The sequence below is a fragment of the Ruegeria atlantica genome (assembly GCF_001458195.1).
Classification (GTDB): Bacteria; Pseudomonadota; Alphaproteobacteria; order Rhodobacterales; family Rhodobacteraceae; genus Ruegeria; species Ruegeria atlantica.
In genome coordinates this window covers 1-24024 of record NZ_CYPU01000035.1, presented here as the reverse complement: position 1 = coordinate 24024, position 24024 = coordinate 1, and the positions used below count along the sequence as shown (strand labels likewise).

Annotated in this window: 22 protein-coding genes, 1 rRNA gene, 1 pseudogene and 1 riboswitch; of the genes and pseudogenes, 12 read left to right on the top strand and 12 right to left on the bottom strand. The window is 54.5% G+C overall.

The genetic code is table 11. The features are described from left to right. Positions 1 to 252: pseudogene (gcvT, locus tag RUA4292_RS09595) on the bottom strand (glycine cleavage system aminomethyltransferase GcvT); the annotation flags it as partial. Positions 253 to 619: 367 nt separating this feature from the next. On the opposite strand from gcvT, the gene RUA4292_RS09590 reads away from it, so the two are divergent. The 5 genes from RUA4292_RS09590 to RUA4292_RS09570 are packed head-to-tail and all read left to right on the top strand — an operon-like array spanning position 620 to position 4393. Then, the gene (locus RUA4292_RS09590; RefSeq protein WP_058277399.1) at positions 620 to 1270 is read left to right on the top strand and encodes a histidine phosphatase family protein; all 651 of its coding nucleotides are present in this window, start codon (positions 620 to 622) and stop codon (positions 1268 to 1270) included. 21 nt (positions 1271 to 1291) lie between these two features. Further along, the gene (locus RUA4292_RS09585; protein ID WP_058277397.1) at positions 1292 to 1906 is read left to right on the top strand and encodes a glutathione S-transferase family protein; all 615 of its coding nucleotides are present in this window, start codon (positions 1292 to 1294) and stop codon (positions 1904 to 1906) included. A 14-nt stretch (positions 1907 to 1920) separates the two neighbouring features. Then, positions 1921 to 2967, top strand: a complete 1047-nt coding sequence (locus tag RUA4292_RS09580) for a saccharopine dehydrogenase (protein ID WP_058277396.1) — start codon at positions 1921 to 1923, stop codon at positions 2965 to 2967. A 12-nt stretch (positions 2968 to 2979) separates the two neighbouring features. Next, a complete protein-coding gene (locus RUA4292_RS09575) occupies positions 2980 to 3228 on the top strand; it encodes a SemiSWEET family sugar transporter (protein ID WP_058273753.1) in 249 nt (82 codons plus the stop codon). Positions 3229 to 3250: 22 nt separating this feature from the next. After that, complete coding sequence (locus tag RUA4292_RS09570; RefSeq protein WP_058277395.1) at positions 3251 to 4393, top strand: saccharopine dehydrogenase family protein; 1143 nt, start codon at positions 3251 to 3253, stop codon at positions 4391 to 4393. Positions 4394 to 4482: 89 nt separating this feature from the next. On the opposite strand, the gene RUA4292_RS09565 is transcribed toward RUA4292_RS09570, so the two are convergent. The 6 genes from RUA4292_RS09565 to RUA4292_RS09540 all read right to left on the bottom strand — a co-directional run bounded on the left by RUA4292_RS09565 (position 4483) and on the right by RUA4292_RS09540 (position 8725). After that, the gene (locus RUA4292_RS09565; RefSeq protein WP_058277394.1) at positions 4483 to 4686 is read right to left on the bottom strand and encodes a DUF1127 domain-containing protein; all 204 of its coding nucleotides are present in this window, start codon (positions 4684 to 4686) and stop codon (positions 4483 to 4485) included. Positions 4687 to 4734: 48 nt separating this feature from the next. After that, entirely contained in the window at positions 4735 to 4962 is a 228-nt protein-coding gene (locus RUA4292_RS09560; RefSeq protein WP_109310857.1) for a YjiS-like domain-containing protein, read from the bottom strand. A 270-nt stretch (positions 4963 to 5232) separates the two neighbouring features. Further along, complete coding sequence (locus tag RUA4292_RS09555; protein ID WP_058277392.1) at positions 5233 to 5727, bottom strand: universal stress protein; 495 nt, start codon at positions 5725 to 5727, stop codon at positions 5233 to 5235. A gap of 17 nt (positions 5728 to 5744) precedes the next feature. Further along, entirely contained in the window at positions 5745 to 7085 is a 1341-nt protein-coding gene (locus RUA4292_RS09550; RefSeq protein WP_058273758.1) for a TRAP transporter large permease, read from the bottom strand. Positions 7086 to 7102: 17 nt separating this feature from the next. Next, the gene (locus tag RUA4292_RS09545; protein ID WP_058273759.1) at positions 7103 to 7639 is read right to left on the bottom strand and encodes a TRAP transporter small permease; all 537 of its coding nucleotides are present in this window, start codon (positions 7637 to 7639) and stop codon (positions 7103 to 7105) included. 69 nt (positions 7640 to 7708) lie between these two features. Then, on the bottom strand, positions 7709 to 8725 hold the full coding sequence (locus tag RUA4292_RS09540; RefSeq protein WP_058277391.1) for a TRAP transporter substrate-binding protein: 1017 nt from the start codon (positions 8723 to 8725) through the stop codon (positions 7709 to 7711). 170 nt (positions 8726 to 8895) lie between these two features. Between RUA4292_RS09540 and RUA4292_RS09535 the strand changes: the two genes are divergently transcribed. Continuing rightward, positions 8896 to 9807, top strand: a complete 912-nt coding sequence (locus RUA4292_RS09535) for a LysR family transcriptional regulator (protein WP_058277390.1) — start codon at positions 8896 to 8898, stop codon at positions 9805 to 9807. A 186-nt stretch (positions 9808 to 9993) separates the two neighbouring features. Continuing rightward, positions 9994 to 10236 (top strand): hypothetical protein, encoded by a 243-nt coding sequence (locus RUA4292_RS09530; RefSeq protein WP_058277389.1) that lies wholly within the window; start codon positions 9994 to 9996, stop codon positions 10234 to 10236. A gap of 80 nt (positions 10237 to 10316) precedes the next feature. Here the strand turns inward: RUA4292_RS09530 and RUA4292_RS09525 are convergent, their stop codons facing one another. Genes RUA4292_RS09525 through RUA4292_RS09515 form a run of 3 tightly spaced genes read right to left on the bottom strand, consistent with a single transcriptional unit; the run spans position 10317 to position 12956 of the window. Next, positions 10317 to 11216 (bottom strand): metal ABC transporter solute-binding protein, Zn/Mn family, encoded by a 900-nt coding sequence (locus RUA4292_RS09525; protein WP_058277388.1) that lies wholly within the window; start codon positions 11214 to 11216, stop codon positions 10317 to 10319. Beyond that, entirely contained in the window at positions 11213 to 12115 is a 903-nt protein-coding gene (locus tag RUA4292_RS09520; RefSeq protein WP_233493408.1) for a metal ABC transporter permease, read from the bottom strand. The genes RUA4292_RS09525 and RUA4292_RS09520 overlap by 4 nt, the downstream gene beginning before the upstream one ends. Beyond that, entirely contained in the window at positions 12108 to 12956 is an 849-nt protein-coding gene (locus tag RUA4292_RS09515; protein WP_145974928.1) for a metal ABC transporter ATP-binding protein, read from the bottom strand. Before RUA4292_RS09515 ends, RUA4292_RS09520 begins: the two co-directional genes overlap by 8 nt. A gap of 139 nt (positions 12957 to 13095) precedes the next feature. Further along, positions 13096 to 13306: riboswitch (cobalamin riboswitch) on the bottom strand. Positions 13307 to 13899: 593 nt separating this feature from the next. Here RUA4292_RS09515 and RUA4292_RS09505 point away from each other — a divergent pair. From RUA4292_RS09505 to RUA4292_RS09485, 5 genes are all read left to right on the top strand, one after another. Beyond that, positions 13900 to 14454 carry a GAF domain-containing protein gene (locus tag RUA4292_RS09505; protein ID WP_058277385.1) on the top strand — a complete coding sequence of 185 codons (555 nt, stop codon included), beginning with the start codon at positions 13900 to 13902 and terminating at the stop codon, positions 14452 to 14454. A gap of 9 nt (positions 14455 to 14463) precedes the next feature. After that, a complete protein-coding gene (locus RUA4292_RS09500) occupies positions 14464 to 15672 on the top strand; it encodes an adenylate/guanylate cyclase domain-containing protein (protein ID WP_058277384.1) in 1209 nt (402 codons plus the stop codon). Positions 15673 to 16005: 333 nt separating this feature from the next. Further along, a complete protein-coding gene (locus RUA4292_RS09495; protein ID WP_058277383.1) occupies positions 16006 to 19605 on the top strand; it encodes an adenylate/guanylate cyclase domain-containing protein in 3600 nt (1199 codons plus the stop codon). A 27-nt stretch (positions 19606 to 19632) separates the two neighbouring features. After that, entirely contained in the window at positions 19633 to 19890 is a 258-nt protein-coding gene (locus RUA4292_RS09490) for a DUF4242 domain-containing protein (RefSeq protein ID WP_058274660.1), read from the top strand. 119 nt (positions 19891 to 20009) lie between these two features. Further along, entirely contained in the window at positions 20010 to 21425 is a 1416-nt protein-coding gene (locus RUA4292_RS09485) for an FAD-binding oxidoreductase (protein WP_058277382.1), read from the top strand. A gap of 1052 nt (positions 21426 to 22477) precedes the next feature. Here the strand turns inward: RUA4292_RS09485 and RUA4292_RS09475 are convergent. After that, positions 22478 to 22837: a group I truncated hemoglobin gene (locus RUA4292_RS09475; protein WP_058277380.1), complete on the bottom strand. Its 360-nt coding sequence runs from the start codon at positions 22835 to 22837 to the stop codon at positions 22478 to 22480. Between the two features lie 1010 nt (positions 22838 to 23847). Further along, positions 23848 to 23962, bottom strand: a 5S ribosomal RNA gene (gene rrf / locus RUA4292_RS09470). Between the last annotated feature and the right edge of the window lie 62 nt (positions 23963 to 24024).

The window sequence follows — 24024 nt, the reverse complement described above, 5'->3', positions numbered from 1 at the left end:
GCCCGGCTTCAGGGTCGCGTAGGCCTGCGGGCACAAAGCTTCCAGCTTCTCACCCAAATTCTCACCGCGCAGGATCACCTGGCCCATGTGAGACACATCAAACAACGCCGCCTTCTCACGACACTGCTTATGCTCCCCCATAATCCCCAAAGGATACTGAACAGGCATCTCCCACCCAGCAAAATCAACCAACTTACCTCCCAACTCAACGTGCAAAGAATGCAATGGGGTGCGTTTGGGTGCGTCAGACATGGCAGAGACCTTTCCTAAGACCTTGGCAACATTGCCGCATGGATTGCAACTTTATCTCTGTATCGTCGCCAATTGACACCAAGGTTCCTAGGACTGTGTAGCGAGTCAACAGGCTTCGACTGCTGGCGGTCTTTTGGTCCCCCGAGGGCGGCGTTGCAGAGGCATGTATACGGCCGCATGCAGCGGCTTTGTATCCTATAGGAAACTTTTTTCCGTTAGGCAACATCGCATGCGACGTGCCATGGGCAAATTTCCGCGGCGAACAAAAGACAGCCGAGCCATCAAACTGGTTTTTAGCCGCTTTCTGCCAAAGGGCTCTGGCACCGCCCCTGAACCTGCCCTAAGACTTCGCGCAAGAGGGGACGCAATGGCACATATCACACTGGTGCGTCACGGGCAGGCCAACACCACCGCACGTGACGAAGTAAATTATGACAAGCTCAGCGATCTGGGCCATCAGCAAGCTCGTTGGCTGGGCGCGCATTTGCAAAACACACAAGCGTTCTACCCGCGCGTCTATTGCGGAACCCTGTCGCGACACTTGGAAACCGCTTCCAGCATGGGGCTGCCAGAACCCACCCGCGATCCGCGCCTAAATGAGATCGAATACTTCAACATTGCGAAACTGTATGAAGAGCAGCATAGCGTTTCGATTCCAACCGACCGTGAGGGGTTCGTCGAACATTTGCCGCGAACTTTTACCGCGTGGGCCAGGGGTGAGATCGAAGAGACCCCGGAAACCTTTGAGGAATTCGAAACACGTGTCTCGGACGCTTTGCGCGATATCGGAACCGAGGGTGGGCCAGCGATTGTCGTGACATCGGGCGGGTTGATCTCGATGGTTGTACGACAGGCCATGGGACTGGACATACCTGCGATGGCGCGGGTGGCTCTTGCCATCATGAACACCTCAATGCATCGTCTGCACCCGATAGGCGCGCAGCTGAGCCCGGTTCTGTTCAACGCAGTCCCGCATCTGGAAGCGCCAGACAGGCAGTTTGCCCAAACGCACCTGTAATCCAAGCCCGGAGGCACTCTGATGCAGCTTTATTATGCACCCCGCACCATTTCGATCGCCGTTGCCATCGCCTTGGAGGAGGCCGGTCTGGACTATGAAGCGGTACGTCTGGACTTCGCCGAAGGCGACCAGACCAAACCGGCCTACAAACAGATCAATCCAAAAGGCCGTGTGCCTGCATTGGCGGTTGATGGCGGTATCCTGACTGAAACAGGGGCGTTGCTGGAATATGTCGCTACGGTTGCGCCTGACGCAAATCTTGTCCCCACCGATCCTGTCATGGCGGCCCGTATGCGCGAAGTGATGTATTATCTGGCCTCGACCATGCATGTAAACCACGCACACAAGCTGCGCGGGGCCCGTTGGGCCAACAAGAAAGCCAGCTGGAAAGACATGACCGCCAAGGTCGCCCAGACCATGACCACGTCCTGTGAGTACATCGTATCGAACGGATTGCGCGGGCCCTTTGTGTTGGGCGATACGGTCTCGCTGGCGGACGCCTATCTGTACGTGGTGTGCAGCTGGCTGGAAGGCGACGGCGTGGACGTGTCGGCCTTTCCCAAAATCCTCGCTTTCCGCGAGGCGATGGAGGCGCGCGCCTCGGTTCAGGCGGTGCGCGCCGCCGGGATGATTTGAGTGAAGGACGACGCATGACACATCTCTGGGTCCGGGCAGAGCAACGCCCAAATGAAGAACGGGTTGGATTGACCCCAGAAGGCGCGGCGTCCCTGATTGCGGCAGGCATCCGGGTTACCGTCGAGGAAAGCCATGTCCGCGCTATTCCGATAGATGGCTACAAAAACGCAGGCTGCGAGATTGCGCCCGAGAATTCCTGGCCCAATGCCCCCCTTGATGCCATCGTCTTTGGTTTGAAGGAATTGCCAGAGGACGGCACCCCCCTGCCCCATCGCCACATCATGTTCGGCCACGCCTATAAGGGTCAGCATTCTGGCCGCGCCCTACTACAGCGGTTCAAGGCCGGGGGCGGAACGCTTTATGATCTGGAATACCTTGTGGACGAGAACGGCCGTCGCGTCGCGGCCTTCGGGTATTGGGCTGGTTATGCTGGCGCAGCTGTCACCCTGAAAACATGGGCGGCGCAGCAACGGAATGAGGAATGTCCGCCCGTTGGTGTGTATTCGGGCAAGGACGCGCTGAATGCTGAATTACTGGCCGAGTTGAACGCCACAGGCGCCAATCGTCCCTGCGCCATCGTGATCGGCGCGCTGGGTCGCGTGGGTGCAGGCGCCGCCGACCTGTGCGAGGCCATGGGCGTCAGTGTCACCAAATGGGACATGGCTGAAACCGCCAGCGGCGGGCCTTTCCCCGAAATTCTGGAACATGACCTGTTTCTGAACTGCATTTTTGCCCGCCCGGGCACCCCGATCTTTGTTTCGCGAGAGTCGCTGACCAACCCGCGCAACCTGACCGCCATTGGTGATGTCGCCTGCGACCCGGACAGCGATTACAACCCGGTACCCGTTTACGACCGCGCCACCACGTGGGACGCCCCCGCCTTGCGCGTCGCGTCGGATCCGGTGATGGATGTCATGGCAATCGACAATCTGCCCTCGATGCTGCCAGTTGAAAGCTCGGAAGACTATGCCGCGCAATTGCTGACAACTCTGCTGACGTTGAAAGAGATCGAAAGCGGTGTTTGGGGTCGGGCACAGGACGAGTTTCGCAAACATGTCTGAGCCGGTGCACGCATGGAACACTTGATCGGCGGTGCAGCAGCGGTTCTTGGCACGATTTGCTGGCTACCCCAGACCCTGAAAACGTGGCGCAGTCGCGAAACCAAGGACCTGTCTCTGCCTGCAAACCTGCTGATCCTGACAACACTGACATTGTGGTTGGCCTACGGATTGATGATCGCTGCATGGCCTCTGATCCTGGGCAATGTGATATCGATCCTTCTTGTCGGTGCGATCGTGATCGCGAAACTGAAATTCGGCTGAACAGCCATGTAGGAGCTTAAGCATGACCATCCATTGGTGTGGCACCGGCCTGTCGGCCATCCCCGGCCTGCGTCGCCTGATTGAAGGCGAGCACAAGGTCACCGTCTGGAACAGGACCATTGAAAAGGCCAAGGCCGAAATCGGAGACCTGACCGACGACATTCGTGCCTTTGACATCGACGCACTGGGCGCAGTGCTGGAAAAAGGTGACGTGATCGTCTCAATGCTGCCGGGCGATTGGCACGTGCCGCTGGCGGAATTGGCCATCTCGAAGGAGGCCAATTTTGTCTCATCCTCTTACATTGCGCCCGAGATGCGGGCGTTGGATGACAAGGCCCGCGAGGCCGGTGTGGCGCTGGTGAACGAGGTCGGGCTTGATCCGGGCATTGACCACCTGATGGCACACGCTCTGATCGCCGATTATCGCGCCTCGGACGCGTTTGATGCGAACAACCACCTGAGCTTTATCTCGTATTGCGGCGGCATTCCGAAGAACCCCAACCCGTTCCGCTACAAGTTCAGCTGGTCGCCTTTGGGTGTGCTCAAGGCCCTGCGTTCGCCGTCGAAATCGATCCGCGATTATGCGCCGCTGGACGTAGTCCGCCCGTGGGACGCGATCAGCAGCTATATCGCTCCGCTGCCCACACCTGAAAGCTTCGAGGTCTATCCGAACCGCGACTCTCTGCCTTTCATGGAAGAATATCAGTTCGAGGATCACTGGACCGTCAAGGAATTCGTCCGCGGCACCTTGCGCCTGAATGGCTGGGCCGATGCGTGGTCGGATGTGTTCAGCGAGATTGAAACCCTGTCCGGACCCGAAGGCGACGCGCGTCTGAAGGAAATGTCGGACCAGTTCTGGGACGAAAACGCCTATGACGAGGGCGAACCGGACCGCGTGGTTCTGTGCGTAGGACTGAACGCCGAGAAAGACGGAACACCCGTCTGGCACAAAACCTATGTTATGGACGCCTGGGGCGACGCGCGCGGCACGGCAATGGCGCGACTGGTGTCTATCCCGGTCTCGCTGGCGGTCGAAGCGATCCTGAATCGTGCGATCGCCGTCGGTGTACATGCGGCACCCAGCGACCCAAAACTGGTGCAGGGTTGGATGGCCGAGATCGACAAGCTGGCGCAGCATTTGCAGGTCGTCGATCACACCGCCTAAATCCACATTCAAAAAGCCACTCCGACATACAGGAGTGGCTTTTATCTTCTTCTCTGTCGCCGGTATCAAACCTGGCTATCGCCACAGCTTCAGATGAACCGTTGGATCGTATCGTCAAGATCGCTGCGGTTTATGCCCAGCTCTGACAATTCCTGATCGGAAAAGCTGTTCAAGTACTGTGCGGCCCGCACGATATCGGCGCTGACCGCACGTAGTTGCATGGCGCGGTCGAACAATTGCAGGGCACTGGTCGTGGGCGGCAATTGCTTGCTTGGCGGGATGACATCAAACATTGGTACTACCTCATAACTGGTTACGCGGGTGCTATCTCCGGCACTTGATTACTGCCGATAAGGCGCGCCGTGATAAACGCTTTGATAGGCGCGTTGCTTGATTTCAGCCCGAGGGACGCCGATGTCGCTCAATTGGCGATCGTTCAACGCCTCTAGGTCGTGGACTGTGTTGGCGAAAATCCTGCGGCGGAAATGCTCGGTTCGGGCCTCAGCATAATCCGCGAACAGCGCAGAAAAAACGTTGCGGTTCGAGGTTATAGTCTGTGTCGCTTCCATGGTCTTCTCCTCCTGAATTTGGATTGCGGTTTTGGTCACAACTCAAATTAAGGAACCGGTTCTTAAGGAGAGAACACCGTTTCATTAAGCTCTGTTAACGAAGCTTTCTGGGTATGATTTGAGGCGGAGGTTTTTAGTTTGGAAAGCTTTGGCCCGTGATGAACGTAGGGCCGTTGGATGCGGAACAGGCGGTGTTCGGGCATCACCAAATTGGTTAGCGGTACAGCGCAAAGCATGGGCCGCTACGAACGCAGCGGCCCAGGGAAATTCTTAGACTTCGTCCGGGTTCGGAACGATCAGTGTCGGGATTTTCGACCGACGCAAGACACGTTTCGCCACCGTTCCGAGGAAGGTGTGCGAAAAGCCGTGGTCATGTGCGCCAAGCACGATCAGATCGCACCCCATCTCGACCGAGCGCCGCAGGATCACCTCGGCCGGGTGCCCGTCGGTGACCTCGATCGAGGACACCTGTTCACGGATCTTGGCGTCATCGCCTTCGAACTGTGCCCAGAACTTGGCTTGCCGTTCGGCCAGCACCTTGCGCACCATTTCATGGCGACGCTGGGCCGCGGTTTTACGCGTCTCTTCGTTCAGGATGAACATGTCCATCGTGATCTTCGCGTCGTCGGACAGGGGTTCGTTCACATGCAGGACGTGAATTTCTGCCCCTGTTGCCATTGCAATGCTGGCCGCATTGCGCATGGCGTGACCCGAGTTCTCCGACAAGTCGGTCGCGAACAGGATATTTGTCACCATTTGTTTCATAACATCATCCTTTCAGGTCAGTAGCCCAACAGCCTTGGCAGCCATAGCGACAGCTCAGGGAAGAACGCAATGATAAAGATCGCGATGGTATTAGCCGCCGCAAAGGGCAATGCGCGCAACGAGATCTGCTCGATCGTTATGTTCGAAATACCCGATGCGATGAACAGGTTTTCACCCAGCGGCGGCGTCTGGAAGCCGATACCCAGCGTACAGACCATAACCACACCAAAGTGGATCGGGTCGATACCCACCGAATAGGCCACCGGCAGCATCACCGGAACCAGGATCAGGATGGTGGCCAGTGTCTCCATAAACATGCCGACGAACAGCAGGAAGAAGATGATCAGCGCCCAGATCACATAGAGGTTGTCGGTAAAGCTGAGCATCGAGTCCGCGATGATCGCCGGGATCTGGTTTTCCACCAGAAGGCGGCCAAACACGGTCGCTGTGAACAGGATCAGCAGAACACGGCCCGTCAGCCACGTGGTGGCTTCAAGCGACTGGAACAGCGACTGCCATGTCAGTTCACGATAGATGACCACGCCAACGAACAGAGTGTAGAAGATTGCGACGATTGCAGCCTCGGTCGGGGTAAAGAAGCCGGTATAGATACCACCCAGGATCACCAGCGGCGCCATCAGCGACCAGAACCCGCGATACATCTCGCAGGCCACATGACGCAGCGACCAACCTTCGGCCACACCTTTGTACCCACGCTTCTTAGACATGAAGTAGTTCAGGATCAGCAAGCTGGTGGCGATCAGGAACGCCGGGACAAAGCCCGCGATGAACAGTTTCGAGATAGAAACCGACTGGAAGGTGCCGAACTTTTCAACTGCTTCCAGCGGAGGCGCCATACCGAGCGCGGCAATGCCGAAGATCACCATCGGGATGGAGGGAGGAATAATAATCCCGAGGCCGCCAGAAGAAGCGGTAATAGCAGAGGCATAGCCGCGCTCATAGCCACGGTCGATCATTGCTGGGATCATCAGCATCCCCACGGCCGCGGTTGTTGCCGGGCCCGAGCCCGAAATGGCGCCAAAGAACAGACAGGCCATAACCGTTGCAGCCGAAATACCGCCGGTGAATGGACCAGCCAGACTTTCAGCAACATTGATTAGGCGCTTTGAGATACCGGCGGCCTCCATAAGAGCCCCCGCCAGAATAAATGCAGGCAGAGCCATCAGTGGGAACGCACCCACCGAGGTAAATGCAATCTGCACGAACTTGATTGGGTTTTCGCCCAGGTAAAGGAACGAGAACAGCGATGCCACACCCAGCGCAACCGTGATCGGTGCACCGATGAGCAGCAGTAAAAGAAACGATCCAAATAGGATTGTGACGATTTCGGATTCCATGGTTTTTCCTCCCTGCCTCAGTCGCGTTTAGCTGCTTCGGTGGCAGCTTTGATTTCATCAAGGTCGATCTGGTCAGGATCATGGATGTCTTCGCCTTTGATCAGGCGGCGATAGTTCACCTGAATGATGCGCACGGTCATCAGCGCAAAGGCGAGAGGCAGAACCATGTAGACATACTTCATCTCGATACCCAGAGTCTGGGACTTCCAGAACTTGTTCATCTTGTTGAAGACAAAGTCCGTGGCCAGATACAGGAAGTAGACGTTGAAAAAGAGCCAGAAGAGATCAGCAAAAGCCTCGATGTACTTGATGTAGCGTTCGGGCAGGAACTTGAACTGGAAGGTCACCCGGTTATGCGCGCCTTTCAATGCCGCATAGCTGGCGCCAAAGTAGACAAACCAGACGAACATGTAGACTGATAGTTCTTCGATCCAGCTGTACGAAAAGCCAAAGACTTCACGCGCTATGATCTGTACAAACAGCAGACAGACGAAGCCGGATAGCAGGATCCGGCAGATGATACTTTCGATATTGTCCAGAAATTTCCAGAACATTGCAGAATTCCCTCCTCCCTGAGATGAAAAGAGCGCCGAAGCGCTCTTTTCCTTTTCGCTCTTTGGCGATTATTGCTGGACGGGCTCGCGGCCGATGGCCTCGAGGACCGTGTTCAGTTTCTCGACGCCGCCGATGGACTCATAGAACTGAGGCCATACTGCACCGGTTGCCAGTTCAATGAACTCGGCCTCATCGTTCTCAGGATCGATGATTGCCATGCCTTTTTCGGTCAGCTCTTCTTTGATCGCAGCTTCAGAGTCGCGCAGGAACTGAGCGGAAATCTGAGTTGCTTCCTGACCGGCTTCCAGGATGATCTTCTGGTCTTCTTCGCTCAGACCCTGGAAAACTGATTCCGAAACGATCAGCGGTTCGATCGAGAAGATGTAACGCAGGTTGGTCACGTGGTTCTGGACCTCGTAGAACTTCATTGCGTTGATCGTCAGGTAAGGGTTGTCCTGACCGTCGACAACTTTGGTTTGCAGACCGGTGAAGGTCTCGGACCATGCCATCGGAGTCGGGCTGATACCCCAGGACTTGTAGGTTTCGATCATGATTTCGTTCTTGGGAACGCGGATGATCAGGTCCTGCAGGTCAGCAACCGAGCTGACAGGCTTTTTCGAGTTGGTCAGACGGCGGAAACCTGTGTAGGTCCAGCCGATGATGCGCACACCTGCGTCACGAATGGTGTTTTCCACCAGTTCCTGACCGATCGGGCCTTGGGTCAGCTTTTCAGCATCTTCCAGCGACAGGATCACATAAGGCAGAGTGAAAACACCAACCGAAGGCGAGAACGGCGTGATGTTGTTGATCGCCAGCAGCGACATGTCCAGCGTGCCGATTGCGGCCTCGTTGACGGTGTCCTGCTCGGAACCCAGCTGACCGTTCAGGAACAGTGTAGCTGTGTGTTCGCCACCCGATTTTTCTTCGAGTGCCTTAACGAAAGCCAAGCCAAGGGCTTCTTGTGCGCTGCCTGCACTATCGCCAACAGCAATCTTGAAGTTTTTCGCGTCGGCTGCGCCCGCAACCATCAGGGCTGCGACCGAAACGGCAGCTGTCATGGTGCCAAGCTTTTTGATGAATGACATAGATGTCCTCCCAGTTTTATCATGTTTCGAGGTGCGCGCTGACCTGGGGAGAGATGGCCAGTCCGATTCTACCTCGGCTTTTTCAGAGTAGCTCGTGAAATGTGTTTCTATGTTGCCATTCTTTGCGCGATAGGTTTCACATATATCGAACCTTACGAATTGGGTAGAAAATGGTTGCCTCACGCATCGGCGACAGCGACATCCGATTGCTGCGCGTTTTCAAGACGGTTGTGGAAAGTGGTGGTCTGTCTGCGGCCGAAGTTGAGCTGAACATCGGCAAATCCACCATTTCGAAGCATGTTACTGATTTGGAACTGCGATTGGGCTTAAAACTGTGCACGCGCGGTCCTGCGGGTTTCGCCCTGACAGAAGACGGTGCAAAAGTGCTACAAGCAGCAGATCACTTGCTTGTGTCCGTGTCGCAGTTTCGGAACGAAGTCAACGAAATCAAGGAACAGCTGGGGGGTACGATCCGCATTTCGCTGTTTGATCAATGTGCGTCAAACCCGGATTCCCGGCTCGCCCGCGCCATTCATCGGTTCAATGAAGCCGCCCCCTCGGTTCAGATCGAACTGTCGCTTGAGCCGCCAAACGTGATCGAGACCATGGTCATCAGCGGCCAGCTCGACATCGGTATTATTGCGCTGCATCGCCCTTCGACAAGCCTGAACTATGCGCCATTATATGGCGAGAACATGTTCTTGTATTGCAGCCGGGAACACCCTTTGTTCGAAATACCAGACCGTGATCTGAGGACAAGCGACCTGCTCAGGTACAACTATGTTGGGCTCAGCGTTAACTCTCCGAACCTGATCGTCGGTCAGCAACTGGGCCTTAGGCGGTCAGCAAAAGTTCAAAGCGAGCAAGCGCTGGCCTTACTTATCCTGTCGGGACGATACATAGGTTATTTGCCTGATCATCTTGCTCAGGATTTTGTGGACCAGAAAAAAATGCGGGTGGTGTTGCCGGACGAAACCCAATATCGAACCCGGTTTGCAGCAGTGACCAGAAAGCAACCTGAACCAACACGGGTGACAAACCTGTTTTTGGAAGTTTTGCAGAGCGAACATTCGAAAGTCTGACAACTGCTCGGATAGCACAACAGAAGTCAACCACGGCCGAGACGTGCTTCATCACATCTTGTCAACGGCCAAACGCGATATCGGGTTCGCATTTTTGTCGTTGCCAAAAGCTTGTGACTTTCCGCCAAATCAGTGGTGCTCGCCTTCTTCTCACTTACATGCGCCTCACCAATATGAGGCGGACAAATGGTAGACGACGATCCCCAACCCGTAGGGTATTACAACGCGCATGACATATGGACGCTGGACCCCAAGCCTGCGGACCAGTTGGTCTATGATGCCTTTGCCTCGGGCGTCGTCGATCTTTTGCAGGTGTTGGATGACAACAAGACGATGATGTCACGGGACGTTTACGCAAGACTGTTCGCCTCGCTGTTGGATCTCTCCCGAACTTTGGGAGAATACGAAGATGGCTGGAAGCCGGACTAGGCGACGATTTCCCAAGACCCAGTGTTCCAAAGCACGGTATGAGGCGGCGGCTCAAGCACCGCCCCGTACCTAAAGACTAGTTAGCTTGCGGTTGCGTTCCCAAGCGCGTTCACCAGAGTGTTCAGATTGTGCTGGAACATCGCGAGATAGCTGGTGGCCGGACTACCGCGTTCCGACAAGGCGTCTGAGAACAGCCGTCCACCAATCACAATGCCGGTTTCATCCGAGATTTGCTGAATCAAAGTGGGGCTTGTGATGTTTTCAACAAACAGCGCCGCAGCACCATCCGCCTTCAGTTGATCAATCAGAACAGCAAGATCCTTGGCTGATGGCTCTGCCTCGGTATCGATGCCAACCGGCGCAAGGAAAGTCAGGCCGTAGGCGTCTGCCAGATAACCAAATGCGTCATGTGCAGTCACAACCATGCGGCGATTGGCAGGCAGGCCTGCCAGCTTTGTCTTGGTTTCTGCATCCAGCGCCTCAAGCTGCGCAATATAGGCCGCAGCATTGGCAGCGATTTCTTCGGCGTGCTCGGGCATCGCCTTTGTCATCACGTCGGCGACATTGGTCACGTAAATCATGCCGTTCGACAGCGAGTTCCAAGCGTGGGGGTCGATTTTGCCCTCGACTGTGACAGGCGTGATACCATCGGTGGCAACGTGCACGGTTGCGTCAGTGCCCGATTCAGCGATCAGCGTATCGGACCATGTCTCAAAGCCCAGACCGTTGACAAAGATGATATCCGCCTGGGCAACGGCCTTCGCGTCTGCAACCGAAGGCTGATACACATGCGCATCCGCGTCCGGGCCCACGATTGTCGTAACCGTGGCCAGATCGCCGACGACCTCTTCGACCATGTCGCCGAGGATCGAAAAGCTGGCGACGATCTTGACGTTGTCTTCTGCCGCAACGGTCGGCAATGCAGCCAAAGCAAACGACACAGAGGCGATGCCGGTGTAGAGTGACTTTATAAGAGTCATTGTGCTCTCTCTTCTTGTTGAATTTGGGCAATGTGGATGCCTTTGGAAACAGACGGTTTGCGCATCCGTCTGCCAAAACCAAGGGGACCGAAAATGGCCGAGAACAGAAAGAACCCACCGGCAACCAAAACGATCGCCGGGCCGGATGGCGTGTCCGGGAACAGGTAGGACAGGGTCAGGCCGATCCAGCAACTGGACAAGGCAAACAGAAAACCCAGGACCAGTTGCCCGGTGATCGTACTGGCCCAATAGCGCGCCGCAGTCGCGGGCAGGATCATCAAGCCAACGGCCATCAACGTTCCCAGTGTTTTGAACGCGGCCAGCAGGTTCAGAACCAACAGCAGCATAAAACCCTGATCTACCAACCACGGTCGGCGCGTCTGCGTTTCGAAGAAAACCGGGTCACAGGTGCTGACAATCAGCGGACGAAGCAGAACGCCGAATGCCAGCAATGTTACTGTCGCCACCCCGCCGACAAGGACCATCGAAGCGTCGTCGATCCCAAGGATCGATCCAAACAGGAAGCTTTTTAGTGGAACTGCAGACCCTGCTGCAGACAGGATAAAGATACCCACCGCCAATGCGATCAGATACAGCGAGGCAAGGCTGGCATCGCTGCGCAGGATTGTCCGGCGTGCAAGAAAGGCGGTCAAAATGGCGACGCCAACACCCGCGATAAGCCCTCCGACCAGCAGTGACATGACTGACAAGCCTGCCGTGACAAAGCCGATGACGATGCCTGGCGTAATCGCATGGGCCATGGCCTCACCAGCCAGCGATAGGCGACGCAGAACAAGAAATGCCCCCACCGGCGCGACCGAAGCCGACAAAACCGTGGTTGCCACAAAAGCGCGACGCATGAAGGCAAAGCTCCACATTTCGACGATCAGGTCATACATTGGCGTGCTCCGCTGTTGAATGGGTGCCACGAAACATCCAGGACGCCTGACTTTCCGAGAGGTATCCTTGCGCAACCAGTCGGTCTGGCGTCAGAACGTCATTCACCGGTCCATGGGTCGCCTCTTGCCCGCCCAAAAGCAGCGCATGGCTGCAACAATCCAGCACCGAAGAAAGATCGTGCACCACCAAAACCACCGCGCGCCCCTCATCGCGCCATCGGCGGATAATCGACAGCAGATGCGCCTCAGTACTTTGGTCGACTGCGGCAAACGGTTCATCCAGCAGGATCAGGGGTGCGTCCTGCATGATAACCCGTGCGAACAGCGCGCGCTGCAGTTGCCCACCCGATAGCATATGCAAAGGCCGGTCAGCGATATCCAGTACCCCGGCCTCATCCAGCGCGGCGGCCATCCGGTCGCGCGCGGCAGCGTCCAGCCCGGTACGATAACCAAACCCGCGCCAAGCCCCCATCGCGGCAAGATCCCTCACACGGATGGGAAATCGGCGGTCGAACTCGGTCATCTGCGCCAGGTACCCGATGTCACCAGGACGGCCCTGCGGCCAAGTCAAACTGCCCGAAAGCGGATCCATCAAGCCCAGCAGCATCTTTACAAAAGTGCTCTTGCCCGACCCGTTCGCACCAAGAACGGCCAGGGTTGTCCCGGCCGCGATATCCATGGAGAGGCGGTGAAACAATGTCAGGTCGCGGTAGCCCAACGTCAGATCGCGGATTTGCAAAACGGCCGACATCAAATCACCGCGTAAATCGCGAGCCACAAGAGCGCCGACAGCGCCAGAGCCCCCGCGACCAGCACCGGAACGCTGAATTCTGTCAGACACTTACCCCTTTGGGTGTCAGCTTTTTGCAATGACAACGGCAACGCCTCCTGTGTTCGGACAGGGGCAAAGCGAGCGCAAAGTCGTGCACGGAACGGACCGCTTGAAACATTGTCATCTCCCTCTGGGACACCCCGCCCAGGTTCATAAATTTCGGATGGCAGGTCTCCTGACTTGCGGGTCAAAGCTATCCCGATCCTTCCCAGGCCATTGCCCAGTGGACGATCTCGGGTCGCTCGCCGTCTACAGTTGCGGGGGCAGTCACGGAATTGGCCTTTTTACAGAACCGCACCGTATTCCCTTTTATCCCTGACCGCAGAATACAGTCGGGAACCATCGCGAGGACAAAATACGAATTGATTTGATTCGACAAGAGCGCAAACCTGTGCGGGATGGCTATTCGTTCCAGTCACCGGTCGACTACGGAGGACGCGGTAGACATGAGGCAACGGTGGGTACTACACGGGCCCCGCTTCCTGCAGCTTCAGACGCACGCCAACGGTCTTTTTGACTGTTTTAGTTCTGCCTGATTTCTGACGCTTTTTTCGGTGGGATGATTTGTGCCTTTGACGTTGCAGATTATGAGCCTGACGAGGTGAAGGCGTTAAGCAATTGATCCAGTGGATCAATTGTATTCTGAACGGGCTGTTTTGGATTGTCTGAAGCTGGTTGCGGAAGGACGCAGCCAGCGTTATCGAACACAACTGAAATGTACGCTTTTCGGCGATGGGAATGTGGCCATTGGCAACTCTCTACCTTGCAGTGGCTCGAAGTCCACTTGCTTTGGTCAGCCAAACAGCTTTGCAATAGCGACGGAATACGTCGTAGACGCCAATTAAACGAATAATGATGGATCCGGCTGAATGGCCGTTTGGTAGCAGCGGCAGCAACATATATTGTGGTAATCGTTGAATATGGTCCGGTTAGATGCCGGGCAGAGGTTACCGTGAATACCGAATTGGAAAGTGTGAATGCCGAAGTGGCGATCTTGCGCGAGCGAGAATTTGCAATGCGCGAAATCTTGCGAGTGATCAGCGCGTCACGAACTGATCCTGAGCCGGTTTTCGAGACGATCCTGAACAATGCTGCACGCCTGTCTGGCGCGCCTCTTGCCAACCTGTGTATCCTCAACGACACACGCAGTCACTGGACGCTGGTCGCGCATCACAGCGAAGGATTGCGTCACTTGATCGTAGGGAAAAGCACGTGTCTTTCGGACAGCAATTTAGTCCCCGCGGTCTCAATGCGGACGGCCTCCATCGTTCATGTTGAAAATCTGGTCGACACCGAACTCTACCAGCAAGGCGACCCCGGCCGGGTTGCGATGGCCGAAGAGGAAGGTATGCGCACCATCCTGGGTGTTCCATTTCTGCTCGAAGGCGAGGCAATCGGGTGCATTACTCTGTTCCGGCGTGAGGTGAAACCTTTTACTCAGGACGAAATCCAACTGGTGGAAACCTTCGCCGCGCAGGCGGTCATCGCCATCGCAAACACTCGCTAGTTCCGCGAGGTGCAGGAGCGGCTAAAGAGGGAACAAGCCAGCCGTGAGGTTCTGGAAATTATAGGCCTCAATCCGGACGATGAACAGCCGGTCTTCGATGCGATTATCGATCGCGCCGCCAAATTCTGCCGCGCGCCGCATGCCGGTCTATTGCTCCTCTCCGCTGATGACCGGCATCTGCAATTAGTAGCTGCGAATGTCGAACAGTCTGGATACGTCGACTTTCTGCGGGCGAACCCGCATTCAATTAAAGACAAGGCCTCGCTTTATGTTGAGGCAGTCCGATCAATGGACGTCCGTCAGTATCCGGATATTGAAGCGCTGGCAGGCGGCACAGCTATTTCAGAGCAATTGAAGAACACGTGGAAGCTAGAGCGTATGCGAACACTGCTCTACGTGCCTCTGATCAAAGGCGACCGCGCAATCGGCGCTATCGCACTCTATCGACTTCACTTTGAGGAGTTCAGTGAAGATGACATCGAAATACTGAAGCTTTTCGCCGCTCCGGCTGTGATTGCAGTCGACAATGTAAGACAGTTCAAAGCGCTGGAAACCTTGAACGCCGAGCTAGGCGACCGCGTCCGATCTCAGGTAGGAGAACTTGAGCGAATGGGCCGTTTGAAACGCTTTCTTCCCTCTGCGGTTGCTGACGCGGTGGTGAGTGCCGGCGACGAGAGCATGTTGTCCTCCCATCGCGCGTTGGTTGCGATCCTGTTTTGCGACCTGCGCGGTTTCACTGCTTTCTGCGTGTCCGCTGAACCCGAGGAAACCATCGAAGTCCTTCAAACCTATCATCAAGAGATGAATGACTTGATTGATCAATATGGCGGCGGCGTCGACCAGCGGGCTGGCGATGGCATCATGGTTATTTTTAATGATCCAATCCCCGCAGATGATCCTGCGGGCGACGCGGTACAACTCGCGTTAGCAATGCGCGACAAGATGCGAGAACTCTGTGCCCAATGGAAAAAGCTGGGTCATCGCCTTAGCTTCGGCGTCGGCATTTCCTTCGGCTACGCCACGGTTGGTATCGTTGGCTCGGCGGGACGGTACGACTACACTGCTTCTGGCACCACCATAAACACCGCGGCCCGGTTGTGCGATTTGGCTGCCAACGATGACATTTTGATCTCTCCACGTACCTGGGCCACGGTTGAAGGTGCTGTTAAAGCCGAAAGCCGAGGCGAGATAGAAATGAAAGCATCAGGGAACCTGTAGAGGTAATCGCTGTTGCATCTGAGTAGATTCCATCGGCAACAAGAAATCTATGCAAGAGATTTTTGGGAACTCGGAACGCACGCGTTGGGCTCAAAGCAGTCTTTCGCTGCGTATCGCATCACTGAACGCTGTGCGGAAAAAGTTGCCTTTCGCGGCAGCGCAGCATGTGCACGCTGAGGGAAATTTACCTGTAAAAAACCACTGCATTCTGAAAAAAGTTGGATAAGCAGGTGTCATTTCTGTCAAAGCAATGCAGACGTTTGGCCGCCAAAAATCAACCCGTATTTACAGCGTTTTCTTGATTAGCGCCCCGTATCTCAGCATGATCCAGTTATGGCGGTTGAAATCGACAAATGGCTAAACGATCTCGAACTGGGTCAATACTCAGATGCTTTTGCACAGCATGATATCGACGCGCGCGTACTGCCACTACTGTCAAACGACGACCTTAAAGAGCTTGGGGTTAGTTTGGGCCATCGAAAAATCATCCTGGCAGCGGTTCTGGAATTGACTGGCCAAAAGCACTCGTCTCAATCGCCACAAGCCGTTGACGCGGATGCAAGCGAAGTCGGCCGAGTCCCCATTTCGGATGAATCGCAAGGCGTGACCTTATCCGCAAGGAAGCCTGCTTCATTAGCGATCGCAGAGAGGCGTCACTTAACAGTTTTGTTTGCTGATCTCGTCGCCTCGACCGAGTTGACTAACCGGTTTGATCCCGAAGACATGCGCGAACTGCTGCAGAGCTACCAGGATGCGGTTGCAGGTGCAGTTAGCAGGTATGGCGGCTACGTCTCGAAGTATTTGGGCGACGGTCTCCTGGTGTTTTTTGGCTGGCCTACAGCCTATGAAGATCATGCGGTTCGCGCTTTAAAGGCTGGTCTTGAGGCCGTTCGGCGGGTCAAAGATCTCAAAACACCTGACGGTGAGCGTTTGTCGGCCAGGTTAGGTATCGCGAGTGGCGACGTGGTAGTTGGCGATACGATCGGTGAAAACACCTACGAAGAAGGAGCCATGACGGGGCCAATTGTCAATCTGGCAGCGCGGCTTCAGGAACACGCAGAACCGAACTCAGTTGTTTTATCTGCTGAAGAGACCGAAGAAACATTGCACCGTCTATTTGAGTTTACGTCTCTTGGACAAACCGAGCTGAAAGGTTTCAAAGAGCCACGGACCCTTTTGACTGTCGTATCAGAACATAGCGCGGAAAGTCGGTTTCGAGCTTCTTATAGGGACGAAAGTGGCGGCGTCATGATTGGTCGTGACTACGAAAAAGGTATCCTTTTACAATCATGGCTGCGTGCGCAGAACAGTCAGGGAGAGGTTGTTCTGCTTGCCGGTGAAGCTGGGATCGGTAAATCGCGATTGGCGGAAGAGTTTCTCGCTAATGCTGTAACGACTAGCGAAGCTGATATTATCAGGCTGAACTGCTCTCCTTACCTTACCAGTAGCCCGTTCCACCCCGTCGCCCAGCGGATTTCTCAGGATGCTGGTGTGGGGACAGATTTTGATGACGATCAAATTCTCGATCTTGTCAAAAAAATGTTGGAAGGCCGGGAGGGTTTGGAATGGGAAAAGGTTCTGCCCGTCTTTGCCGCGTTGGTTGCGCCTCACAGTGCTCTTGCCCGAAGCGTTCTCGATATGTCACCGCAGGAGCAACGTGACCTCACGATTCAGACGTTAATCCACACGGTTCAGGTACGCGCAAGCACGCGTCCTGTTATTCTTTGTGTTGAGGACGCGCATTGGATTGATCCTTCCACCCAAGCTCTTTTGGATCGCTTCAAAGCAATTTGCGCAGATCTGCCTTTGATGATTTTGATCACCCACAGGCCAGGCTGGGAACTTGCCCATGATGACGGCGAAGCGCACGTACATAAGCTCCAGCTGCGTCGGTTTGATACGACCCATGTCTCGAACCTAGTTCGTAATGTTACCGGAAAAGCACCCGACGATGCGCTGATCGCCACAATCATTGAGAAGACGGACGGCGTGCCTTTGTTCGTCGAGGAGCTGGCCCGGGCGATTGTTGAGGCGGGTGAACACGGGCAAGTGCACATACCTTCGTCTTTGAAAGGCACACTGATGGCACGTCTTGACGCAGTCTCACCAGAGGCCAAACAAGTCGCGTTAACAGGAGCCGTCATTGGACGGGAGTTCGAGCCTAGCTTGCTGGCTTCCGCAATGGGTCTTGCCAGTGCGGAAATTCAATCTCGTATAGAAGAGCTGTCTCGAACGGGTTTGATCTTTGAAAGCGGGCACAATCGAGGGTATTTCGTTTTCCGCCATGCCCTTATTCGGGATACTGCCTATCAATCCATGTTGGGCTCAACCCGCAGACAACAACATGCAAACGTGGCCCGTGCTTTGATGCAGTTGCGGTCAGCAGAGATTGAACGCCGGCCCGAGTTGGTTGCCCGCCATCTTTCAGAGGCCGAAGAATGGCGTGCTGCGTTCGACAAATGGCAGACGGCAACCGAAATGGCATTGGCGCGATCCGCTAGCCAAGAGGCGATGGTCAACGCCAGGGAAACACTCAAAGCGGCCGAAAATCTTGGATCTGATAACGGAGTCGAAACGATCAAAGCCAAAATCCTTATTGGTCGCAGCCATGACAGCCTGGGTCAGTTGCCAGAGGGGATAGCGGCCTTGAAAGATGCCTCGGACGCCGCCCGTGGAATACACGATGTGGCGCTCGCCGCTGATGCTGCGAATCATTTTGCGGACTCGTGTATGATGTCGAGTAAGAGACACGGCGAGGCCATTGAGCTTTGTGTTAGAGCTCTGAACGACCTTCCCGACGATGACGAAGTTCGGCAGTGCAGATTGATGAGCCAACTTGCACGGGCACATATGTTTGTCGGCCAGTTTTCTGAAGGCGCACGCTTTGGTCAGCAATCAATGGAACTGGCCGCGAAACTAGGGGACTATAAATCCCAATTCTCGGTGATGATGATGCATTTTGGGGCGCCATTCGTCGCACGCAAAGGAAGAGAGGTACGTCATTGGCGTGAAAACCTTGATGCGATGCATCGAGCGGCCGAAAACCTGGGGAGTATTGATCAGGGTCGGGACCGGACGCTTAGTCTTTTTGTCGGGGCCGAAATGGCCGACCGCGACTTGATGGATCATTCACTCGAATTGCTGACGGAGATTTCGGAAAAGGACAATCATCTGCAACTCTACTGGGTACAGAAGCACGCACGCGCCATGGTTGCAATTATGGATGGCGATTTTGAGCAGGCGGAGATGCATGCCAACGAAGCGGTGAAAATCGGTCGACAGACACATGGAGAACATGTTGAGGGCGTCTTCGGAGTTCAGATGTTTACCATCCGTCGCGAACAAAACCGGCTGCACGAAGTTGCCCCGGTGATCAAGAAGCTGATGACGGATAGCCCGGAAGACATTTCTTGGAAACCGGGATTTGGCCTTATTGCCGCCGAGTTGGGATACAAGGAACCAGCTGAACGCATACTGAATGAAATGGCAGAGAATGGCTTCGATCTTCCCCTTGATGCTATGTTTTCAACTACTTTGTCCTATCTTGCTGACATCTGTGTCGCAGTCGAGCATCTGGGACATGCTGAGACCCTCTATAACATGCTGACCCCATACGAAGAGCTGACGATCACCGCTGGGGCAACAACAGTTTGCGCCGGGGCGGCTGCAAGACGTCTGGGCAATCTGGCAGCGGTACTGAAAAACTGGGACGCCGCTGAGAGGATGTTCCATAAGGCGATCGAAATAGACACGCGCATGAAGTGTCCTCCGTGGATTGCGCACAGCAAGGCAGCGTATGCATCCGCGCTAAGGCAACGGGGCCGCACGAATGATTTGAAACTAGCGTTTCAACTAGAAGGGGAAGCGTTGGCAATTTCACAGCAATTGAGTATGGTTTTCCTTAGGTCAAAGCTCGAGGGAGTAGCTGTTTAAAGTCATTTACATGCTTGGGGGAGCATTATGCCAAGGTACATAATTGAGAGAAATTTTGCCGAGCAGCTGAACGTCAGCGACGACGACAAAATTCACATCAAAGAGATCAATGACGAAGTCGGGGTCGAGTGGATTTTCTCGTTCCTCAGCGCAGACAAGCGCAAAACATACTGCCTGTATGAGGCCCCTGACGAGGAAAGTCTCAGAAAGGCGGCCGAGCGCCTTAACATCCCAGCCGATGTCATAACACCCGTGGATCAGATAGATCCCGGAATATTCGCCTGAATATTCGCAGTTCAAAAACCTAATCCGAGGCGATTTATCTGCGGGACAACGCATCGGAAGTCACAACTATATGAGGCAGCCGCGCAAGAAGCCTGACCTGAAAACAGGGAGGCCTATGCATGTACGACATAAAAACACTCGACGGAAACACGGCAACTGTGGATCAAGACGCTTTGGATGCGCTTAATTCCTCTCTTCGCGGCGGCGTCTACCTACAGGGCACGCCGGAATATGAAGACGCACGAACAACATGGAACAGCATGTTCGAACGTCACCCTGGGTTCGTGATCCGCGCGATGGGCGCGAGCGACGTGCAGAAAGCTGTAAACTTCGTAAGAGACGCCGACCTTATAATGTCCGTCCGATCAGGTGGGCATCAGATTGCAGGGCACGCTGTTGCAGATGAGACCGTATTGCTCGATCTGTCCCAGATGCGATCGGTTCACGTGGACCCTGTCAACAAGACTGCTCGGGTTGCACCGGGTGCATTGCTTGGCGATGTAGATCGCGAAACCCAGGCTCATGGGCTTGCTGTCCCTGTCGGCATCAATTCGACAACTGGAATCGCTGGCCTGACTCTTGGTGGCGGCTTTGGGTGGACGACGCGGAAATTCGGAATGACGATCGACAATCTTCTGTCGGCAGAAGTTGTGACGGCAGATGGGACGATTGTCACCGCTTCGCCCACAAGCCATCGGGAGCTTTTCTGGGCCATCCGCGGTGGAGGCGGCAATTTCGGCGTCGTTACCTTATTCGAGTTCCAGTTGCATGATCTTGGGCCCGATGTTCTGTCCGGCCTGATCGTTCACCCGATCGAAAAGGCGCCAGGGCTGCTTGCAGAATTCGCAGCCATTGCAGATGATTCACCCGATGAGCTGACCGTCTGGAGCGTGATGCGAAAAGCTCCTCCCCTCCCGTTCCTACCAGAAGAGTGGCATGGGAGAGAGGTGCTAATCTTCGCGGCTTGCTACAGCGGCCCTATGAACGAGGGTGAAATAGCAATGTCGGCTTTGCGCGCGCTTGGAGAACCAATAGCTGACGTTATCTCACCTCACAAGTTTATAGACTGGCAAGCAGCATTCGACCCTTTGCTCACACCGGGCGCCCGGAACTATTGGAAAAGCCATGATTTCGACGCGCTTTCCTCGGAAGCAATCACAGGTCTTCTCGAGGCGGTTTCCAGCCTGCCCGACCCTGCTTGCGAAGTATTTATAGCGCATGTAGGTGGCGCAATGGCACGCATTGAACCCCACTCAACAGCTTATCCGCAACGATCAGCACACTTCATAATGAATGTTCACACACGTTGGGAAGACCCAAACAAGGATGGTGAGTGTATTGCGTGGGCGCAAGGACTTTATGATCAGATGCGGCCTCATGCGACCGGTAGCGCGTATGTAAACTTTATGCCCGAAGACGAAGCGGATCATATGGCTGGTGCATACGGCCTAAACAGCGGGAAGCTTTCGAAAATAAAGGGCAGCTATGATCCAAAGAACCTGTTCAGGATTAATCACAACATATTGCCTGAGTAGGGCCATCCGATTTGTAAAGATTGATTTAAGCGAACGTCTAGAGCTTATGCTTGATATTTGACAACAAATATTTGGCTGCGCATTGAGACCATCTGATATTTTTCACGCCAAAACCTGCCGACACTGTCGTTACAACCGTCAGGCAAATGCCGTGTTCCGCCGCAGCGGCAAGGGCTTTGCTAACATTTGACCGCTTTGGGCCCGAAGCAGTCCTTCGCTGCAGTACATCTGAACGTCTGCTCTGCGGACAAAGCGGCCTTCACAAGTTCAGCCAGGAAGGTCTGAATTATCAAACCTGCCATCAGGTTTTGGAAGATTGTTTCTTGATCAGATTGCTTTGCGGACTTAGCTGCCGTCAGTATTTGCCCAAAGCCAAGTTTTTGACTCTTGTAACACTTGACCAAGGCGAACATCTGTGCTGCCTACAATGCACGAATGAATTTTTTTAAGGTTTTTTGGAGTCGCTGGAGCAACACCTCAAACTCATTTGGTGCAGGCTACCCGAACAACTCGGTCCGCCTCGCATTTGTTTCTCTTGGTGCAATCGCCTTCAGAATTTCTACCGCTCTCATAGACACACATTGGTGGATTCGTTGACCAACCCTGCTTCGTGGCGCATTCATCTTTGCCCGTGCATTGCGAGCCTCCACAAGTTTTGGGGCGCCATTGTCTGAGCGACTGATATGTTTTCCATTCACTTGGGCAAGTTTTGCTGGGAAAAGAACATACCGCTTCTCCATTTATCATTTCGGTTAACCCTCCGGCGTTGCTACACTCCACCGCTGTGGCTGCCGCACCGCTAGTGGCTGAAATTGCCACAGCAAGGAAAAAAATTCCTGCAGATAGTTTTGCCATATAGCACACCACTTTTTTCCCAACGCGATCATACGCAGTACGATAGCAAGAATGAGACCAAGGAAAAGCTCTCAGCCTCACTGTCAATTGGTACCATCAGTGGACGTTCAGCAAGACCCGGGCGATACCTGCTCCACACAAAAATAATCCAATGACCGAGTTTTCACTTTTCCGTGTGCACTCCGTTCACGCAATACTCAAATCCCAACGACTTGCCCTTTGAGGCTATATAGAATGTACAAAACTTCCTCTTGCTCCCGCTGACCAACGTCGTTTGCCTGTAGCGCGTTCACGGCGTCGTCCAATACTGCGACAAACTCGTCTCCGCTGATGTTCATGTGCCGATGCGCGGCAACCATATCCTTGCCTGCATAGATCTCAGGTCCACCAGAACCAGTAATAAAGAAGTCTCCTGCCATTTGCTTGAGGTGCTTAATATCACTTCCTGCAAATCGAGCAGAGACAACTGGGTTTTTGGAGTGATTGTCCACCAGCGTGTCAACTATTCGCCGAATACCATCCGTTCCTCCCAGACGATCATAAAGTGTCGCAGACATTGTCTATCCCTTTTCTATCGGCGTTTCTCAGACGCTAGCACGGTATTCTAATTGGGGCCAAATCTATTGCATTCTAGCTACGCAATTGATCGTAGCTCACCTTGAAAAACGATGAACGCTTTGGGCTCAAACCGGTCATGTGACGGTTTCGGTTGGACATCGTGCCGGTTCAGACGGCAGCAAGGTCGGCTGTCCGGACTAAGCAGGTATTCGGATCGTCACTTACATTGCCGGCTTGCTGCTACGCGCCGCGCTCTTGAAGCGCGAAAGACAAACCTCCCAAAAGATCTGAAGAATGTCAACGCGCCCGCTCAAGTCGACATCTACCCAAACATGGCTGAACTATCCCGCCGGAAAGTCGTCGAACTTCAGGGGCTTCTGTCGGACGATGCGGCACGGAGCAAGGCGATGGACACGGTCCGGGTTGATCGAACGGATCGAGGTTTCTCCGGGAGAAAAGCGAGGCAACCCCAACGTGGTTCTCTTCTGCGCTTTGGCGTCACTGCTTGATTTTGCCATTGCCCAAAAAACCACCGCCGCCGACAGGAATTCCGACGAAAGTTCGACCGTGTTGGTTGCGGGAGCAGGATACCAACGATGTTTGCAGTCTCTGCTCTTTAGTACCGCATAGCGGCATTTGCTTTGGGCGCAGTTGGCTCCACAACTGCTGTATCAGAAGAGTTTGACTTATCTAACGCCGACATAGCGGAACGGATAACCTAACATCGGGCAGTCGACGCCGCCGTTTGGGCAATGCCGTTGATGAATTTCAAATTTTACCGTGACGCCCTCGCCAAAGCTGGGGTTGGACCGAATGACGTCGGGTACAATTCAAAAGTTCAAGACTGGCGCTTCCAGACCGCGACGCCGAACAACACAAACCCATATATTCACGCCTAACCTCGCCAAAGCTACTGCACTGACCAAGCAGATCAAGGTTTATGGCTAGTTGAGACCGGGTAGTGTTTTTTTCATCGTAAGAGAGAAGTTTGATTGTGGGATTTTTCTAGGTTTGGCGGTGACCTACTCTCCCGGGGCTTAAGCCCAAGTACCATTGGCGCGGCAGTGCTTAACTTCCGGGTTCGGGATGGGACCGGGTGTTTCACTTGCGCTATGACCACCAAACCGAGGAAAATCCCCGTCGCGGCTTTGCGTTGCAAAGCGCGACGAGTGGCAGGCGACGTATT

Coding starts and splice junctions, on each gene's coding strand:
- RUA4292_RS09535 (WP_058277390.1), top strand. CDS start 8,896: ATGGTTGCCTCACGCATCGGCGACAGCGACATCCGATTGCTGCGCGTT.
- RUA4292_RS09585 (WP_058277397.1), top strand. CDS start 1,292: ATGCAGCTTTATTATGCACCCCGCACCATTTCGATCGCCGTTGCCATC.
- RUA4292_RS09590 (WP_058277399.1), top strand. CDS start 620: ATGGCACATATCACACTGGTGCGTCACGGGCAGGCCAACACCACCGCA.
- RUA4292_RS09550 (WP_058273758.1), bottom strand. CDS start 7,085: ATGGAATCCGAAATCGTCACAATCCTATTTGGATCGTTTCTTTTACTG.
- RUA4292_RS09475 (WP_058277380.1), bottom strand. CDS start 22,837: ATGTCTGCGACACTTTATGATCGTCTGGGAGGAACGGATGGTATTCGG.
- RUA4292_RS09540 (WP_058277391.1), bottom strand. CDS start 8,725: ATGTCATTCATCAAAAAGCTTGGCACCATGACAGCTGCCGTTTCGGTC.
- RUA4292_RS09575 (WP_058273753.1), top strand. CDS start 2,980: ATGGAACACTTGATCGGCGGTGCAGCAGCGGTTCTTGGCACGATTTGC.
- RUA4292_RS09555 (WP_058277392.1), bottom strand. CDS start 5,727: ATGAAACAAATGGTGACAAATATCCTGTTCGCGACCGACTTGTCGGAG.
- RUA4292_RS09545 (WP_058273759.1), bottom strand. CDS start 7,639: ATGTTCTGGAAATTTCTGGACAATATCGAAAGTATCATCTGCCGGATC.
- RUA4292_RS09525 (WP_058277388.1), bottom strand. CDS start 11,216: ATGACTCTTATAAAGTCACTCTACACCGGCATCGCCTCTGTGTCGTTT.
- RUA4292_RS09520 (WP_233493408.1), bottom strand. CDS start 12,115: ATGTATGACCTGATCGTCGAAATGTGGAGCTTTGCCTTCATGCGTCGC.
- RUA4292_RS09530 (WP_058277389.1), top strand. CDS start 9,994: ATGGTAGACGACGATCCCCAACCCGTAGGGTATTACAACGCGCATGAC.
- RUA4292_RS09580 (WP_058277396.1), top strand. CDS start 1,921: ATGACACATCTCTGGGTCCGGGCAGAGCAACGCCCAAATGAAGAACGG.
- RUA4292_RS09570 (WP_058277395.1), top strand. CDS start 3,251: ATGACCATCCATTGGTGTGGCACCGGCCTGTCGGCCATCCCCGGCCTG.
- RUA4292_RS09485 (WP_058277382.1), top strand. CDS start 20,010: ATGTACGACATAAAAACACTCGACGGAAACACGGCAACTGTGGATCAA.
- RUA4292_RS09565 (WP_058277394.1), bottom strand. CDS start 4,686: ATGTTTGATGTCATCCCGCCAAGCAAGCAATTGCCGCCCACGACCAGT.
- RUA4292_RS09560 (WP_109310857.1), bottom strand. CDS start 4,962: ATGGAAGCGACACAGACTATAACCTCGAACCGCAACGTTTTTTCTGCG.
- RUA4292_RS09495 (WP_058277383.1), top strand. CDS start 16,006: ATGGCGGTTGAAATCGACAAATGGCTAAACGATCTCGAACTGGGTCAA.
- RUA4292_RS09490 (WP_058274660.1), top strand. CDS start 19,633: ATGCCAAGGTACATAATTGAGAGAAATTTTGCCGAGCAGCTGAACGTC.